We start from the raw sequence: 16,475 nt of genomic DNA, 5'->3' as shown, positions 1-16,475 counted from the left end.
CTTCACTACCCCCTTTATATATAATCTTAGACATAATTAATTCCTCTTCATCAATACCTATCATTATACTGCAAAAGGAAGAACAAACCAATTGCAGTCGGTTATTTATTTTCATATTCATCAAATGACCAAAGTGGCGCTTGATATGCTTCAACAGTTAAATAATTCATATATTCATTAGTACTTACTCTTAATACATCATTTACTAATTCATATAATCTAACATCACCGTTTATCTTTTTCCACTTTTTCACTTTAAGAAACTTCCAAATATCATTATCTGTCACTCGGTCGTAACCAAACATGTGAAACTCTTCTACTTTACTTTCTAAAACGACTTGTAACTGTCCGCGGTACGATTCTACCAAAGCCTCTTTTTCTAACATATATAACATCTCCTTCTTATTTCAGCACGAAAAGTCGCTTTTAATCCCGCTCTAATGGACAGCAATAACTACTTTCAAGAGCACTCTCATGCTTCACTCTCTTAAATGCTTGTCATTCTTGTCTCATACGTGCATATAAATTATTGTAAATCATTCCACTGATTTTGAGAAGGTAGGAGAAGACCATGACGAGACAAAGCTTTTTAAAAGGCGCATTTATTTTAATGATAGCCGGCTTTATTACCAAAATCCTTGGATTTATTAACCGGATTGTAATGGCACGTATTTTAGGGGAAGAAGGCGTTGGTCTTTATATGATGGCCGTTCCTACATTCATTCTAGCAATTACATTAACACAAATCGGTCTTCCTGTCGCAATCGCAAAATTTGTAGCAGAAGCGGAAGCAGTGAACGATAAACAAAGAGTAAAAAAAATATTAACAGTATCATTAGCTGTTACATCCGTTATTAGTATCATTTTAACAATTGGAATTATGCTCCTCACACCTATTTTAGCAAAAACATTATTAACTGATGAAAGAACGTACTATCCATTAATGGCCATTTTACCTGTCGTTCCTGTTATTGCTGTTTCTTCTGTTTTACGCGGCTATTTCCAAGGAAAACAAAATATGAAACCTAGTGCTTACGCTCAAGTTATAGAACAAGTTGTCCGCATTACAATTATCGCTATATGCATTCAGTTATTCTTACCTTACGGTGTAGAATATGCTGCAGCTGGTGCTATGTTATCAGCCGTTCTCGGTGAAGTTGCATCGTTATTATTTTTACTCACTTTATTTCAGCGCGAAAAACATTTATCTATACGCTCTGGATTTTTCACTACTGTAAAGGAAAGCAAGGGGACATTTTATTCTCTTATGGATATCGCTCTTCCAACTACAGGAAGTCGTTTAATCGGTTCCGTTTCATATTTCTTTGAGCCTATCGTCGTTATGCAAAGCTTAGCGATTGCCGGCGTTGCTGCCTCTGTCGCAACCCAGCAATACGGTATATTAAACGGTTATGCCTTCCCGCTATTATCACTGCCAGCCTTTATTACATACGCTCTTTCTACAGCACTCGTTCCGTCTATTAGTGAAGCGATGGCCAAAAGACAGCATAAATTAGTGGAACACCGCTTGCAACAAGCTCTTCGCATTTCATTAATTACTGGTGGGTGGTCAGTTGTTATATTATACGTGTTTGCTTCTCCTGTTTTAACTCTTATGTATGGATCAGATAGTGCAACAGCATTCATCCAGCTTCTTGCACCTTGCTTTTTATTTCATTACTTTCAAAGTCCACTTACCTCTGTTTTACAAGCTTTAAACTTAGCACGGGCTGCGATGATGAATACATTTATTGGCGCCATCGTGAAATTAATTGTTATTTTTGTACTAGCTTCAAGGCCAGATTTTCAGATGATGGGGGTTGCACTCGCTATCGCTGCAAATATAGTAACGGTAACATTCCTTCATTACGCTACTGTTTTAAAGAAAATTACATTTACCATTTACGCAAAGGACTATATTTTCGGTGGACTTGCCATCGGCATTGCAGGCGCTTTCGGTTTTTACCTTCATAAATATATGATTTTCTCTCATTCACTGGGCGTACAAACATTATGGGAAATTACTTTAACAACAATCGTTTATATTATCCTCCTCTTCACTTTCAAACTCATTCGAAAAGAAGAGTTAAGTAGGCTCCCTATCATCCGAAAACTTTCATTTTTGAAATAAACAGGCTTACTATTTCATATAGTAAGCCTCTAGTTTTCTTTCGCATCAACAAAAAATTGTCCATTTTGAAAGCTGCAGTATAAAATTTGCGCGATATCGTTATAACCTAAGTTTTTTAATTTCTCAATAAGCCATTCGTCTGTATGTTCAATCATTTGTAAATGATTCGATTGGATTTCTCCATCAATAATTAACGGGAGTGTAAAAACCGGCGTATCATTTTGACTCTTTTTACTTTTTTGTTTTTGAAAGACAGATAACTTTCCTGAAGGTTCTAAAATGGCGTATTCTACATCCCTTACATCCCCGACTCCCTGCTCCCTTAATTGCATCATTAAATCATCTATATTATAACGTTGCTTTCTCATCTTCTTTTCATCAATCTTTCCCGCGTTTACAAGAATAGCCGGCTCACCTTCTATTAAATGCCGAAATCGTTGAAACTTTAATGAAATGACTGACAAAATGATCTGTATACACATAAGAAAAGTCATCGGAACTAATTGGTGCCAAAGTGATTTATCGGTATTTTCAATTGCGACTACAGCCATTTCACCAAGCATAATGAATACGACTAAATCTAATACACTTAGCTCTCCAATTTCACGTTTACCCATAAGACGAAAAATAATTAATATAATGATATACAAAAGCATCGTCCGGCCAATGATTGATACCCATTCCATTTCTACATCTCCTTTTTTACATATAGACTCCCCTATAAAAAATAAACTAGTCTAACTTCAGCAAAAAGAAAATATGCTTGTATTAAAAAGGGGGAATGTATAAATGGATGGAACGAAAAAATTATCAACCGCAATCGGCTTTGGTATCATTACCTTATTACTTCTGGCAACAATTATTAGCATGGTTATGGCTCTTTTATTAAAGTTTACAGATATGAATGAAGGGACATTAGCCGTTACTATTTTTATACTTGCTCTTTTATCTATGCTTATATCCGGATTTACTGCCGGCAAAAAAGCACAAGGGAAAGGTTGGCTAGTAGGTTTCACAACAGGTCTTACATTCGCTATACTTGTTTTTCTAGTTAACTATTTAGGCTTCTCTCAAACTTTATCGAACTCACAGTTACTTTATCAATTAGCATTAATGGGGGCGAGTACACTCGGTGGTATTTTCGGGGTAAATATGTCAAAACAAAATAACTAAAAAAAGCCCTGCATATTTCATGCAGGGCCTTCCTCATTAGTTTTTCACAACTTCACGAATCGCATTGCGATCGAAAGTTAAATGTGAACCACCAGATTTAATAACGATTTTCGTATCATCTACTGATTCAATTGTACCGTGTAAACCACCGATTGTTACGATAGCATCACCTTTTGATAACTCACTTTGCATTTGAGCAACTGCTTTTTGACGCTTTTGTTGCGGGCGAATTAATAAGAAATAGAAAATCGCAAACATCGCAACGATCATAACGATATTCATCATACCTGGATTCATCTTTTTTCCTCCTTTTAAATTATGTATTAGAAGTTTTTAGCATTCGGTTTATTAAAGCCATACTGTTCAAAGAATTCTTCGCGGAAATCGCCAAGACGGTCTTCACGAATAGCTTGTCTCACCTGCTCCATTAAGTTTAACAGAAAATGAAGGTTGTGATAAGACGTTAAACGAATTCCGAACGTTTCATCACATTTCATTAAGTGACGAATGTACGCACGAGAGTAATTTTTACATGTATAGCAATCACAATTTGGATCAAGTGGACCGAAGTCTCTTGCGAATTTCGCATTTTTCACAACTAGACGGCCTTCACTTGTCATACATGTACCATTTCGAGCGATACGAGTTGGAAGTACGCAGTCAAACATATCAATACCACGAATTGCACCATCGATTAATGAGTCAGGAGAACCTACTCCCATTAAGTAACGTGGCTTATTATCTGGAAGAAGTGGCGTTGTAAACTCAAGTACACGGTTCATAATATCTTTCGGCTCACCTACAGATAAACCACCTACAGCGTAACCAGGGAAGTCCATTGAAACAAGATCTTTTGCACTTTGACGACGAAGCTCTTCGAACTCTCCACCTTGTACAATACCGAATAAACCTTGATCTTGTGGACGTTCATGCGCTTTTAAACAACGCTCTGCCCAGCGGCTTGTACGCTCTACAGACTTCTTCATATATTCAAAAGTAGCTGGGAACGGTGGACACTCATCAAATGCCATCATAATATCTGATCCTAATGCATTTTGAATTTCCATCGCTTTTTCTGGTGATAAGAATAATTTATCTCCATTTAAGTGATTACGGAAATGAACGCCTTCCTCCTCAATACGACGGAAGTCACTTAAACTGAATACTTGGAAACCACCAGAATCCGTTAAGATTGCACGATCCCAGTTCATAAATTTATGCAAACCACCTGCTTCACGAATAATTTCGTGACCTGGGCGTAGCCATAAGTGATACGTATTACTTAAAATAATGCCAGAATCCATTGCTTTTAATTCTTCTGGTGACATTGTCTTAACTGTTGCAAGTGTACCAACTGGCATAAATGTTGGTGTATCAAATGAACCGTGCGGCGTATGTACACGTCCTAAACGGGCACCCGTTTGTTTACAAGTTTTAATAAATTCATAACGAATTGCTGTCATAATTTACTCCTTTTATTTGTTTCCCATCTTAGCATGAGATGCAACGAACATTGCATCACCAAAACTAAAGAAACGATATTTTTCTTTTACTGCTTCATTATAAGCATGAAGTACATTATCTCTGTTTGAAAATGCACTTACAAGCATAATTAATGTTGATTTCGGTAAATGGAAGTTTGTAATTAAACCATCAATTGCTTTAAATTCATAACCTGGATACATAAAAATGTCTGTCCAGCCAGAAGCAGCACAAAGCTTGCCGTCATGATCTGTCGCAATTGTTTCTAACGTACGAGTTGAAGTCGTACCTACCGTAATAATACGTCCACCACTCTCTTTCACACGATTTAATAATGCCGCTGTCTCTTCAGACATATGGTAATATTCTGCGTGCATATGGTGTTCTTCAATCGTATCGGCAGAAACTGGTCTAAATGTTCCAAGCCCTACGTGAAGTGTAATGAAAGCTAATCCGACGCCTTTTTGTTTTAACTTCTCCAGTAACTCTTCTGTAAAGTGAAGTCCTGCAGTTGGCGCTGCTGCTGAGCCGATTTCTTTCGCATATACAGTTTGATAGCGATCGCGATCTTCTAGCGTCTCTTTAATATATGGAGGAAGTGGCATTTCCCCAAGTTCATCTAAAATTTCATAGAAGATGCCATCATATGAAAATTCAAGCTGACGTCCACCTTGATCTGCAGTTCCTGTACAAGTTGCTTTTAATTTCCCTTCGCCAAAAGAGATAACAGTTCCTTCTTTTACACGTTTTGCTGGCTTAACAAGCGTTTCCCACGTATCGCCTTCTTCTTGTTTTAAAAGAAGTACTTCAATGTGCGCGCCTGTATCTTCTTTCACACCGTGTAAACGAGCAGGCATAACTTTCGTTTCATTTAAAACTAAGCAATCCCCCTCATGTAAGTAAGAAAGAATGTCCGTAAAATGTTTATGCTCAATATCGCCTGTTTCACGGTCTAACACCATTAATCTTGATGTTTCACGATCTTCTAACGGGACTTGTGCAATAAGTTCTTCTGGTAAATGAAAATCAAACAGATTTATATCCATAACTATATCCACCTATTTCTTATTTGAATCGATTTATTATATACATAATAAAAGATAATACAATACTTAACACAATACATGTAATGATAGGAAAATAAAAGGTAACGTTTCCTTTTTTCACAAAAATATCGCCTGGAAGTCTTCCAATGAACTTCCAAGCTAATCCGACAACAATGAGTAAGATACCTGCTGTAATAAGCAATTTTGGCATCTCCATCATACTTTTGGCATCTCCATTCCGAAATGCTCATATGCAAGCGGCGTTACAATTCGGCCCCTTGGCGTTCGTTGTAAAAAGCCAATTTGTAATAAATACGGCTCATACACATCTTCAATCGTATGAGATTCTTCTCCGATCGTTGCCGAAACCGTTTCTAACCCGACTGGGCCACCGCGGAATTTCTCAATAATACCAAGCAATAATTTATGGTCGATATGATCTAGACCTAATTTATCTACTTGCAGTAGTTCTAACGCCATTTGTGTAATTTCCATTGTAACTGTTCCGTTACCACGAACTTGTGCGAAATCTCGTACACGTCGTAATAAACGATTCGCGATACGAGGTGTACCACGAGCACGTCTTGCAATTTCTAGTGCAGCTAACGAATCAATTTCAACTTCAAATACTTCTGCTGTACGTTCAACAATCGCAGAAAGCTGATCTACTGTGTAATATTCTAATCTCGAAAGTACACCGAAACGGTCACGAAGCGGCGCTGATAATGCCCCTGCACGTGTCGTCGCTCCAACTAATGTAAATGGCGGTAAATCTAAACGTACAGACCGAGCTGATGGCCCTTTCCCAATTACAATATCAAGGCAAAAATCTTCCATCGCAGGATATAGCACTTCTTCAATCGATCTATGCAAGCGATGAATTTCATCAATAAATAATACATCCCCTGGCTGAAGCGCTGTTAATACAGCTGCTAAATCTCCTGGCCTTTCAATTGCTGGACCTGAAGTTGTTCGAACATTAACGCCCATTTCATTTGCAATAATATTTGCAAGCGTCGTTTTACCCAGACCTGGTGGTCCATACAAAAGCACGTGATCTAACGTTTCTTCACGCATTTTCGCCGCTTCAATAAATACTTCTAAATTATGTTTCGCTTTATCTTGGCCAATATACTGACGGAGCGTCTGTGGCCGTAATGAATATTCTAAATCCGCATCTTCATATGCAGATTCCCCTGAAAGGAGACGTTCGTCCATTATACTCACCTCTTACCATTTAGTAAAAGACTAAGTGCCTTTTTAATATACTGATCCGTTGTTAATGATTCTTTTAATAACTCTGGTACAACGCGAGAAACTTCTCGTTCTGCGTATCCAAGTGCGCGCAGGGCTTCCAGCGCCTCATCAAGCTCAGCTGATGAACCTTTCTTCTCATCAAAACGTTCTGTATCTGAGAATAAATCAACAAATGCATCTGGTACGACATCTGCTAGCTTTCCTTTTAAATCTAAAATCATTTGGCGTGCTGTTTTCTTTCCGACGCCCGGGAATTTCACTAAAAACTTCTCGTCTTCATGTTCAATCGCTTGAACGACCTGTCCTGTTTGACCAGAAGCTAAAATTGCAAGAGCGCCTTTTGGTCCAATGCCAGATACCCCTAACAACTTTGTAAATAATAAACGCTCTTCACGTGTTTTAAACCCGTAAAGTGCCATAATATCTTCTCTCACATAATGATATGTAAAGACACGGATTTCTTGCTTACTTCTTTGAAATACATACGGATTTGGTGTAAAAATTTGATACCCAATTCCATTATGGTCAATTACGACATATTCCGGTCCTACATAGTCCACGTAACCTGTAACATATTCAAACAAAATACGATCTCTCCCTCTTAAATCATGTATTCCATTTTAACATATTTAATGATAGAAAAGCGAGACTACCCCAACAAATGTTCTCTATTAGAAACTTCTGTTATTTTCCATTGACAGAAAATAAAAATCACCTTAATATACAGAAGTCGATAATGATTATCAATACTAATTAAAGGGGTTACATCAGGATGAAACAGAAGCTATTTATTTTATTTACGATTATGCTAGTTGTTCTTTCTATCGTTGGCTGTTCTTCTCAAAAAGAGGAAACGAAAGCAAAAGAACAACCGAAAACAAAAGTTGTAAAACACGCTAAAGGGGAAACGACAATTCCAGTAAATCCAAAGAGAATTGTTGACTTATCTGGATCAACAGAAGAATTATTACTTCTTGGACACAAACCTGTTGGTACAGCAAATACATATAAAGATAAAATCCAAAATCATTTAACAGAGAAATTAGATGGCGTAAAAGCAGTAGGTTGGTACTGGGCACCTAAAGTTGATTTAGAAGCTGTTACTGCTTTAAAACCAGACTTAATTATTTTAAATAATCGTCAATTGAAGATTTATGATCAATTAGAAAAGGTTGCACCGACAGTTGTTCTAGAAACAAACTTAGAAGACTGGCGTGGTAAGTTTAAAGAAGTAGGTAAACTATTTGACGAAGAAAAGAAAGCAGACAAATGGATTGCAGACTACGATAAAAAAGCAGACTCTTTATCTAAAAAAATTAAAGAAAAAACAAAAGATGAAAACTTTATGTTCGTCGCAGTTACACCACAAAACTTCCGTGTATACGGTAGCTTCGGATACGGTGACATCATCTTTAACGACTTAAAACTTCCAGCAACAAAAGGTACAGATTTAAAACAAACGATGGCACAAGTATCGCTAGAAGGTCTTGTTGCATTCCAACCTGATCAAATGTTCGTTGTAAACTTCGGCGGCGAAGCTGATAAAGTTTACGAAGACTACAAAAATAGTGCCGTTTGGAAAGACAATAAAGCCGTAAAAAACAATCACGTATATGAAGTATCAAATGAAATCTTCAATACGAAAGCTTTCAATCCAATCGGAAAAGATATGTTAATTGATGAAATCGCAAAACAAATTCTAGATAAAAACAAGTAAAAAAAGCAGCTCACCATGAGCTGCTTTTTTTCTTACTTTGCACTGCGTATTGCTTCATTTTTTCAATCGTCTTCACAAAACCTTCTTTTGATTTAATCCGAATACCACGCTTCAATTTTGCACGCTCATAACTCTCCAGCTTTTTCATATCAATTTGAAAGAAGGAATGAATCGCATTATCACTTTTCGGTACACCTTTGAAAATTTGTAATATCCCTTCCTCTGACACACCGAAATAACCGCTCGTCTTTAATAACGGAGAAATATCATCAACTTTCTTTTGTAATACGATTTGTACATCATCACGATCAACGAGCTGCCATTCTTTATATTGCTGTAAAAACTTTTCTAAGTCCGCTACTTTTTCTGTAAAGATTTCCTCACTTACTTCTCCATCAACATACATTCGCTCTAATAAAATTGTAACTTCAGGCTCTTTTTCTGTTACTTCTGGTACTGGACCTTCCGCCTTCACATTCGTTTCATAAACGAAACAAAACATCATAACGAAAGCTTGCATCGCAATCAGTATCCATCTCATTTCCGTTCACCTCTTTTAGGAAAGATCAAACTTTCATTAGTAGTTTTTCCGGAAATGGGGGTTTTATCCCTAACTCATAGATTACTCTCATTAAGACTTATAGAGTCCAATGATTTCTACCTATTTCGAAACGTATTGATTACGTGAAAACTTTTTTATACCTTTATTTGATTGTACCGTTGCTATATAAACCCCAATTAATACAATTATCATCCCCACTATTTGTTGCCACGAAACAGCTGCTCCATACAATATAACTGATATACCAGTAGCCACAATAGGAGTTAGATTTAAATACATACTAGCTTTGCTTGCACCTAGTTCTTCAACCCCTTTATTAAACACGATATATCCAACTAACGTCCCGCATACGACCATATACAACATTTCTATCCATCCCTGTAAAGAGAGCGTTGCAACCTTTCCCCACCCATCTTCATATAGAGAAAGGCCTGCTAAAAACACAGTACCCAATACCGTCATACTCATTGTTGTTAACAAAGGGGAGACACCACTCATAACCTTTTTTCCTGTTAAGCTATATAAAACCCCACAGGTTAAAGCAGCTATAAATAAAAGATCTCCCTTATTAAATGACAAAGACATAAGTATATTCATTGAACCACCCATAATAACCACTATTACACCAACAAGGGACAAAGTTAAACTTATTCCGACTTTTATACTCCAAGACTCTTTAAAAAACAATATTGCTCCCAATGTTACAAAAACGGGCATTGTAGCAATAATAAGCGAGCCATTCAGAGTGGAAGTATAGTTAAGTCCCATAAAGAAGAAAACATTGTAGCCAAAAATACCTGTTAACGATACAAATAACAGTCCTTTCCAATTCTTTAATAACAAACTTGTATTCCACTCAGATTTCATAAACACGATGCCTATTAAAATACAACCCGCTAAGCCAAAACGAATTGTTGCCGCAGTAATCGGTGGAATTTCAGTAATAACATGCTCTGCTGTTGCAAAAGATCCACCCCAAAATAACGGAACAAGCAACATAATGAAATACATACTATTTATTCTGTTCATTTTTATTACCCCTTTCACGTAAACAAGTTTAAAAGTTTAAACTTGTTTACGTGTTAGTTAAAAAAAATTAATAATTTGATTCTATTGCTTGAAGTAAATCCTTCACCTGTTTTAAAAATTCTCCAGCTATTATAGAATAAAAAATTTCTTTTCCATTTCGATCCGCTACAATTAGTTCTGCTTGTCTTAAAATTTTCAAATGATGCGAAACAGCCGGTCTAGAAATCCCCATTTCATCTGTTATTTGCGTTACATTCATCTGTTTATTTTCTAATAACAGCATAATAATTTGCTGACGATTCTCATCTCCCAACGCCTGAAATATAGGGGTTACGACCTGAAATTTCTCTAATACAACTTCTGTATTTCTACATTCAAAGTTCTCCATATCCTATTCATCCCAACTTTTTATATCTAAAAAACATGTAATATATTACCATTAAATAGTAACTCTTTCATATATACTTGTAAATAACTTTATTTTCCGACTTTTATTCCAATAAAAAAGGGAAGCTTGGATTTCTCCATTCTTCCCATTACATTCATATAAAATGAAAGACGCCTGCAAAGCAGGCGTCTTGATGCGTTTACGGCGAGAGACCAGGCGACCACATTCGCGTGTTTAGCACTTAAGCATATCTCTCGTCTTACGTAAATTAGCTCATCGCTTTGCTAATATAACATTAATAACGTATAAGTGCAACATGTTTATAAAAATATTTTATTTTCTCTTTCATCCAAACGAATTATATGTAAATTATAAATTGATAAATGTAATATATATGTTACAATTAATATAACAGCGAAATCATAATAAACAGGGGATGGATATTGTGAAAAAAATAAAGGATGAACGTCTCATTCTACAAACATTAAAAAACATACGCATCGCTTTTCTTTTTCAATCACTCGGTATAATTGGCATTTTAGGCTATATCGGATTCACTGAAGGAATGGATCAAATTACAAAATCTCCATTATGGCTATTATTTATACTTACGAGTATCGTACTCAGTTATTTGCAGTTAAGCGTTTCTATCGATGTAGAAGAAAGCGAAAAGGATATAAAGTTAACTCCTTATTACAAAATTGTTTTACGCTCTCTTATTGTAGGAATCGTTATGGCTGTTATTTATATTATTTTCAGTCCAGAAAGACCTCTCTTTGAAGCTATTTTAACAGGTGGTATTCTCTTCATATGCTTTTTAGGTTCTTACTCCGTTAGTTATTTTATAAAAAAACGTCGATTACAAGACGACGATGAATAAAGAGGAAGGGCTACCCCTTCCTCTTTTGTTTTGCTATCGCATAGTACCAGTTAAACCGTAACGAATGTCTCGGAACATATTTGTTATGTCACGATTAAAATCGTTTGTAACTGTACCGTTACGTAGTCGTGTACTCATTGCATCGACACGAGTAAACATATCATTTCTTACAGAAACATATACATTTCTGTTTCCAACTTCATTTACAACAGCTTGACGAACTTCATTTGCAAGTGCCGTTTCATTTGATACTGGATTACGCGGTTTTACCGCAATCGCCACATCGTTTCCATATACAACTGTAGACACGCGGTCTACGTTATTCATACGTTTCACACGATTTGTAATTCTTTCTGCTGTTTTACCATCATTGTTAATGTATGAATTGTTCATTGTAATATTACGTGTTGGATGCGGATTAGCAATTTGACCGTTGTAATTTACATCGCGGTAATAATTGTTATATCCTGTATCGTTACGACCATTTCTATATGTTACATAATCTGTATAACGATCATTACGCGTTACATTATCACGATACTGATGTGTATCATTATAAGATGTACGCTCGTAATTGTAGTTACGTCCATCCATTGCATTGTTATCTTTTGGTGTACCACATGCAGCTAATGCACTGGTAACTAACAAAGAAGCAGCAATCACTTTTACTTTCGTATTCAATACAAAAACCCCCTCTGTTAGAATGAACTTCTCTTCTGAAAAGCTCCCTCTTATGATGAGTAACAGATAAGGTTTTTACACTGTTAATATTTCACTGGGGATTTTCTAACATTTGATGTAAATCTTCCATTTTCAGAACGACTCTACATACAAAAAAGGTGGGAATAATCCCACCTTTTTTAAACTTCCTCTTCGTCCTCTTCTTCTGAAACTGGATCTCCAAATACATTTGGTGGATCTGGTTGGTAATACATCGTTCCTGGCTGTGGTGCATATGCCGATTGAGTTGGTTGATAATATAAAGGATTCGCATATTGCGGACCACCTGGTTGCGGACTATATAACCTACTCTCTCCTCCGCATCCACAATCTTCCTCACCTTGCACGAGCGGCGGCATATTATTATCCATTGGCATCATATTTGGATTTGGCATAGACGTATATTGCGGTCCAAACGGTGCTCCTTGCTGATATGGCATTTGATATGGATTTGGTGGTTGATAGTACGGATTTGGCGGCATCATAGGCTGTTGGTATGGTATTTGATATGGCATCATATTCGGTGGTTGATTATTATCCATTATCGGCATCATATTTGGCGGTTGATTGTTATCCATTATCGGCATCATGTTTGGCATTTGATTATTATCCATTATCGGCATCATATTTGGCATTTGATTGTTATCCATTATCGGCATCATGTTTGGTATTGGGCTATTATCCATAATTGGCATGATGTTTGGCGGTTGATTGTTATCCATGATTGGCATGATATTTGGTGGTTGATTGTTATCCATGATCGGTATAATATTCGGTGGTTGGATATTGTCCATGATTGGCATGATGTTTGGTATTTGAATATTTGGCGGTATTACTTGTGGAATAACTACATTTTCTTTCGATACATTTGGTGACACTATGTTTCCTACATTTTCTTTCTTCACTTGCGGTGACACGATATTCCCTACATTTTCTTTCTTTACTTGCGGTGACACGATATTTCCTACATTTTCTTTTTTCACTTGCGGTGACACGATATTCCCTATATTTTCTTTCTTTACTTGCGGTGACATGATATTCCCTACATTTTCTTTCTTTACTTGCGGTGACACGATATTTCCTATGTTTTCTTTCTTTACTTGTGGTGACACGATATTTCCTATGTTTTCTTTCTTTACTTGTGGTGACACGATATTATCTTTTTTCGTTTGCGGAGAAATGATGTTATTAGGTTTCATTTTAGTAATTTGAGGAGCAATTAACTCGCTTCCTTTTTTAATTACATCTGAAATTTTATATTCTTTTTTCGCTTTTATTGGTGGTTGCGGTGGCTGTGGTAATACATTTACCGAAAACTTTGTGTTTTCTTTTTCTGCTGGTTTTTGTTTTTCTATAACCGGTGGTTTTTGAATAACAGACGGTTTTTCAACTGGTTTTTCTATTTGCACTTCTTTTTGTGGCTTTACCTGTATTTCCTTTTGCGGTGTCACTTGCATTTCCTTCTGTGGTTTTACCTGTACTTCTTTTTGCGGCTGCACTTGCATTTCCTTTTGCGGTGTCACTTGCATTTCCTTCTGTGGTTTTACTTGCACTTCTTTTTGTGTTTGTTGCATAGCAGGTTGCTGTGTAATTGGTGCTGATTGATACGTAACTTCTTCCTCATCTTCTATTCCAAGCGGAGTTGGCGTTGCTGCAAATTCTTTTTGTTGCACTTCTTTTACGTATTGTTTTGGAGGTGCTGAACCTGCTCCAGCATGTTGTTTTACGTGAACGCTGTTTGATGGTACTTTAATTTTCATACCTGGCATGATTAAATCCGGATTACTAAGTTGTGTATTTGTATTTTTCAACGTATCAAAATCCACTCCGTACTTTTTCGCAATTTTCCAAAGGGTATCCCCTTTTTGCACGATATGAATTTTCAAATTTTCCCCCTCCTGTATAACTTATCTATAAGTAACAAATCTCATGAAGTAACATCTTCTAAATAACGTTAACTTCTTTTCACTTTTAACACTTCTTCTATTTTCAATATAGTTCGAAGTGGAATAAGTATAAAAAAATCGCAATGATTTCTTCACAACAATGTATGCCCATTTCATTCTCGTTATGATTATATGTACGAAAAAAAGCAACGGAAATCCCGCTGCTTTACACACGCTCTAACATACGATTTAATGCAAGAACCGCTTCTTCGGTCACTTGTTTATCTACGCTAATAACGTTAATTTCTTCTCCTCTTTCTACCGTTTCAAGCACCCATAATAAGTGCGGCAGATCAATTCGGTTCATCGTTAAACACGGACACATAAAAGGATTAAGTGAAACAATTTCTTTATCTGGATGTTGCTGAATAATTCGATTCACTAAATTCATCTCTGTACCAATTGCCCATTTACTTCCAGGTGGCGCTGCTTCAATCATATCAATAATATATTTCGTTGATCCTGCGTAATCAGAAGCATCAACAACCTCATAACAACATTCTGGATGTACAATAATATTCATATCCGGATGATTTTTCCGTACATTCTCAATGTTTTTCACTGTAAAGTTTTGATGAACCGAACAATGCCCTTTCCATAAAATCACTTGAATTTCTTCTATATCTCCATCGTACTCTAATGAATCTGTATGTGGGTCCCATACTGCCATTTTATCTAACGGGATACCTAAATCGTATGCTGTATTTCTTCCTAAATGTTGATCCGGTAAAAAGACAAGACGCTCTTTTTCTGTAAACGCCCAAGATACCATTTGTTTTGCATTAGAAGAAGTTACTGTTGCTCCGCCATTACGACCACAAAACGCTTTAATTGCAGCTGTAGAGTTAACATACGTTAACGGAATCATCGTATCTCCAAATAACTTCGTGAGCCCTTTCCACGCTCTTTCTGTTTGTTCAATATCTGCCATATCTGCCATCGAACAGCCTGCACGCATATCTGGCAAAATAACGATTTGATCGTCTGTCGTTAACATATCTGCTGTTTCTGCCATAAAGTGTACGCCGCAAAATACAATATATTTCGCTTCTTTATTACTCGCTGCAACTTGTGCAAGCTGAAGTGAATCTCCTGCTGCATCAGAAAATTGTACCACTTCATCTTTTTGGTAATGATGTCCTGGAATAAATAGTGTTTTCCCCATTTTTTCTTTAATTTCACGCACACGCTTTTCCATATCTTCTGTTGACATCGTGTAATAACGCTCTGGTAACATCGTTTCAATCGGTTGTACTTTTTCTAAAATACTCATATTCCTTTCTCCCCCTCTAAGCCACTTTCCTTACGCCTCAATATTGAAACTAATATCAAGTGCTTTCACTGAATGTGTTAACGCTCCAAGTGAAATATAATCTACCCCTGTTCTTCCATATTTCGATAAATCTTCAATTGTAATGCCTCCTGATGCTTCCGTAACGATGGCACTTGGTACAATCTTTGAAAACTCCCGAATCTCATCTGGCGTACGATTATCAAACATAATGATATCCGCACCAGCAGCTACAGCTTCTCTCACTTGTTCCTCTGTTTCTGTTTCCACTTCTACTTTCACCATATGTCCTAATTTTTCTTTCACCGATGTAACAGCTTTCGTAATAGAACCAGAAAAAGCAATATGATTGTCTTTAATCATGACACCGTCATATAAACCGAAACGGTGATTAAATCCACCTCCGCACACGACTGCATACTTATCAAACATACGTAGCCCTGGCATCGTTTTTCGCGTATCACAAATACGTGTATGGCTGCTATCTAAAGCAAGTACAGCTTTATGTGTCATCGTAGCTATCCCGCTCATACGCTGGATAACGTTTAATATAACGCGCTCTGCCGTTAATAACGAAGCAATCGGTCCTTGCGCAGTTGCTATTATTTCGCCCTTTTCTACAAGATCTCCATCTTTTTTATGAAGCTCCACTTCAATTCTTTCATCAATTAATTTAAATCCTTCTTCAATTACTAAACGCCCCGCAAAGACCCCTGTATCCTTCGCAAGAAACGTTCCTTTTGAAAGTAAATTGTCTGGAAAAATAAGCTGAGATGTTACATCTCGTTCTCCTATATCTTCTAGAAAAAATCGATTTAATGCTTCTTTCACTTTTATCGTGTTCATAAAGCCC

The 16,475-nt window shown here is 36.6% G+C and carries 18 protein-coding genes and 1 pseudogene; 4 read left to right on the top strand and 15 right to left on the bottom strand.

Annotated features, from left to right (window positions below):
• Positions 1-101 precede the first annotated feature (101 nt).
• Entirely contained in the window at positions 102-386 is a 285-nt protein-coding gene (locus ACXVYO_RS20335; RefSeq protein WP_048562231.1) for a post-transcriptional regulator, read from the bottom strand.
• 185 nt (positions 387-571) lie between these two features.
• On the opposite strand from ACXVYO_RS20335, the gene spoVB reads away from it, so the two are divergent.
• Positions 572-2,131: a stage V sporulation protein B gene (spoVB, locus tag ACXVYO_RS20330; RefSeq protein ID WP_098341754.1), complete on the top strand. Its 1,560-nt coding sequence runs from the start codon at positions 572-574 to the stop codon at positions 2,129-2,131.
• 29 nt (positions 2,132-2,160) lie between these two features.
• Here the strand turns inward: spoVB and ACXVYO_RS20325 are convergent, their stop codons facing one another.
• Positions 2,161-2,817, bottom strand: coding sequence for a DUF421 domain-containing protein (locus tag ACXVYO_RS20325; protein WP_458468335.1), 657 nt, complete (start codon positions 2,815-2,817; stop codon positions 2,161-2,163).
• A gap of 103 nt (positions 2,818-2,920) precedes the next feature.
• On the opposite strand from ACXVYO_RS20325, the gene ACXVYO_RS20320 reads away from it, so the two are divergent.
• The gene (locus tag ACXVYO_RS20320; protein ID WP_073516596.1) at positions 2,921-3,304 is read left to right on the top strand and encodes a TIGR04086 family membrane protein; all 384 of its coding nucleotides are present in this window, start codon (positions 2,921-2,923) and stop codon (positions 3,302-3,304) included.
• 36 nt (positions 3,305-3,340) lie between these two features.
• Here ACXVYO_RS20320 and yajC read toward each other — a convergent pair whose 3' ends face one another.
• From yajC to ruvA, 6 genes are read right to left on the bottom strand one after another with little or no spacing between them, the layout of a single operon-like run.
• Positions 3,341-3,601, bottom strand: a complete 261-nt coding sequence (gene yajC, locus ACXVYO_RS20315) for a preprotein translocase subunit YajC (protein WP_001068068.1) — start codon at positions 3,599-3,601, stop codon at positions 3,341-3,343.
• A gap of 26 nt (positions 3,602-3,627) precedes the next feature.
• Entirely contained in the window at positions 3,628-4,767 is a 1,140-nt protein-coding gene (tgt, locus tag ACXVYO_RS20310) for a tRNA guanosine(34) transglycosylase Tgt (protein ID WP_000125362.1), read from the bottom strand.
• Positions 4,768-4,779: 12 nt separating this feature from the next.
• Positions 4,780-5,832, bottom strand: coding sequence for a tRNA preQ1(34) S-adenosylmethionine ribosyltransferase-isomerase QueA (queA, locus tag ACXVYO_RS20305; RefSeq protein ID WP_458468334.1), 1,053 nt, complete (start codon positions 5,830-5,832; stop codon positions 4,780-4,782).
• 19 nt (positions 5,833-5,851) lie between these two features.
• Entirely contained in the window at positions 5,852-6,052 is a 201-nt protein-coding gene (locus tag ACXVYO_RS20300) for a DUF2905 domain-containing protein (RefSeq protein ID WP_101164916.1), read from the bottom strand.
• Entirely contained in the window at positions 6,049-7,050 is a 1,002-nt protein-coding gene (gene ruvB, locus ACXVYO_RS20295; protein ID WP_000344450.1) for a Holliday junction branch migration DNA helicase RuvB, read from the bottom strand. Before ruvB ends, ACXVYO_RS20300 begins: the two co-directional genes overlap by 4 nt.
• A gap of 5 nt (positions 7,051-7,055) precedes the next feature.
• A complete protein-coding gene (ruvA, locus tag ACXVYO_RS20290; protein ID WP_061677193.1) occupies positions 7,056-7,673 on the bottom strand; it encodes a Holliday junction DNA helicase RuvA in 618 nt (205 codons plus the stop codon).
• Between the two features lie 188 nt (positions 7,674-7,861).
• Between ruvA and ACXVYO_RS20285 the strand changes: the two genes are divergently transcribed.
• Complete coding sequence (locus tag ACXVYO_RS20285) at positions 7,862-8,806, top strand: iron-hydroxamate ABC transporter substrate-binding protein (RefSeq protein ID WP_458468333.1); 945 nt, start codon at positions 7,862-7,864, stop codon at positions 8,804-8,806.
• 10 nt (positions 8,807-8,816) lie between these two features.
• On the opposite strand, the gene ACXVYO_RS20280 is transcribed toward ACXVYO_RS20285, so the two are convergent.
• The 3 genes from ACXVYO_RS20280 to ACXVYO_RS20270 all read right to left on the bottom strand — a co-directional run bounded on the left by ACXVYO_RS20280 (position 8,817) and on the right by ACXVYO_RS20270 (position 10,785).
• Positions 8,817-9,347 (bottom strand): BofC C-terminal domain-containing protein, encoded by a 531-nt coding sequence (locus ACXVYO_RS20280; protein ID WP_088022447.1) that lies wholly within the window; start codon positions 9,345-9,347, stop codon positions 8,817-8,819.
• A gap of 120 nt (positions 9,348-9,467) precedes the next feature.
• Positions 9,468-10,397: a DMT family transporter gene (locus ACXVYO_RS20275; RefSeq protein WP_458468332.1), complete on the bottom strand. Its 930-nt coding sequence runs from the start codon at positions 10,395-10,397 to the stop codon at positions 9,468-9,470.
• Between the two features lie 67 nt (positions 10,398-10,464).
• On the bottom strand, positions 10,465-10,785 hold the full coding sequence (locus ACXVYO_RS20270; protein WP_458468331.1) for an ArsR/SmtB family transcription factor: 321 nt from the start codon (positions 10,783-10,785) through the stop codon (positions 10,465-10,467).
• A 445-nt stretch (positions 10,786-11,230) separates the two neighbouring features.
• Between ACXVYO_RS20270 and ACXVYO_RS20265 the strand changes: the two genes are divergently transcribed.
• Positions 11,231-11,665: a branched-chain amino acid ABC transporter substrate-binding protein gene (locus ACXVYO_RS20265; RefSeq protein ID WP_458468330.1), complete on the top strand. Its 435-nt coding sequence runs from the start codon at positions 11,231-11,233 to the stop codon at positions 11,663-11,665.
• Between the two features lie 33 nt (positions 11,666-11,698).
• On the opposite strand, the gene ACXVYO_RS20260 is transcribed toward ACXVYO_RS20265, so the two are convergent.
• The 4 genes and pseudogenes from ACXVYO_RS20260 to nadC all read right to left on the bottom strand — a co-directional run bounded on the left by ACXVYO_RS20260 (position 11,699) and on the right by nadC (position 16,468).
• Positions 11,699-12,346: a YhcN/YlaJ family sporulation lipoprotein gene (locus tag ACXVYO_RS20260; RefSeq protein WP_061677182.1), complete on the bottom strand. Its 648-nt coding sequence runs from the start codon at positions 12,344-12,346 to the stop codon at positions 11,699-11,701.
• 1,768 nt (positions 12,347-14,114) lie between these two features.
• Positions 14,115-14,271 (bottom strand): annotated as a pseudogene (safA, locus tag ACXVYO_RS20255) (SafA/ExsA family spore coat assembly protein); the annotation flags it as partial.
• Positions 14,272-14,497: 226 nt separating this feature from the next.
• Positions 14,498-15,604, bottom strand: coding sequence for a quinolinate synthase NadA (nadA, locus tag ACXVYO_RS20250; RefSeq protein ID WP_458468329.1), 1,107 nt, complete (start codon positions 15,602-15,604; stop codon positions 14,498-14,500).
• A gap of 30 nt (positions 15,605-15,634) precedes the next feature.
• Entirely contained in the window at positions 15,635-16,468 is an 834-nt protein-coding gene (nadC, locus tag ACXVYO_RS20245; RefSeq protein ID WP_458468328.1) for a carboxylating nicotinate-nucleotide diphosphorylase, read from the bottom strand.
• Positions 16,469-16,475: the final 7 nt, after the last annotated feature.

The organism is Bacillus sp. BC08 (assembly GCF_054326875.1).
This window is presented reverse-complemented; position numbering and strand designations above follow the sequence as displayed.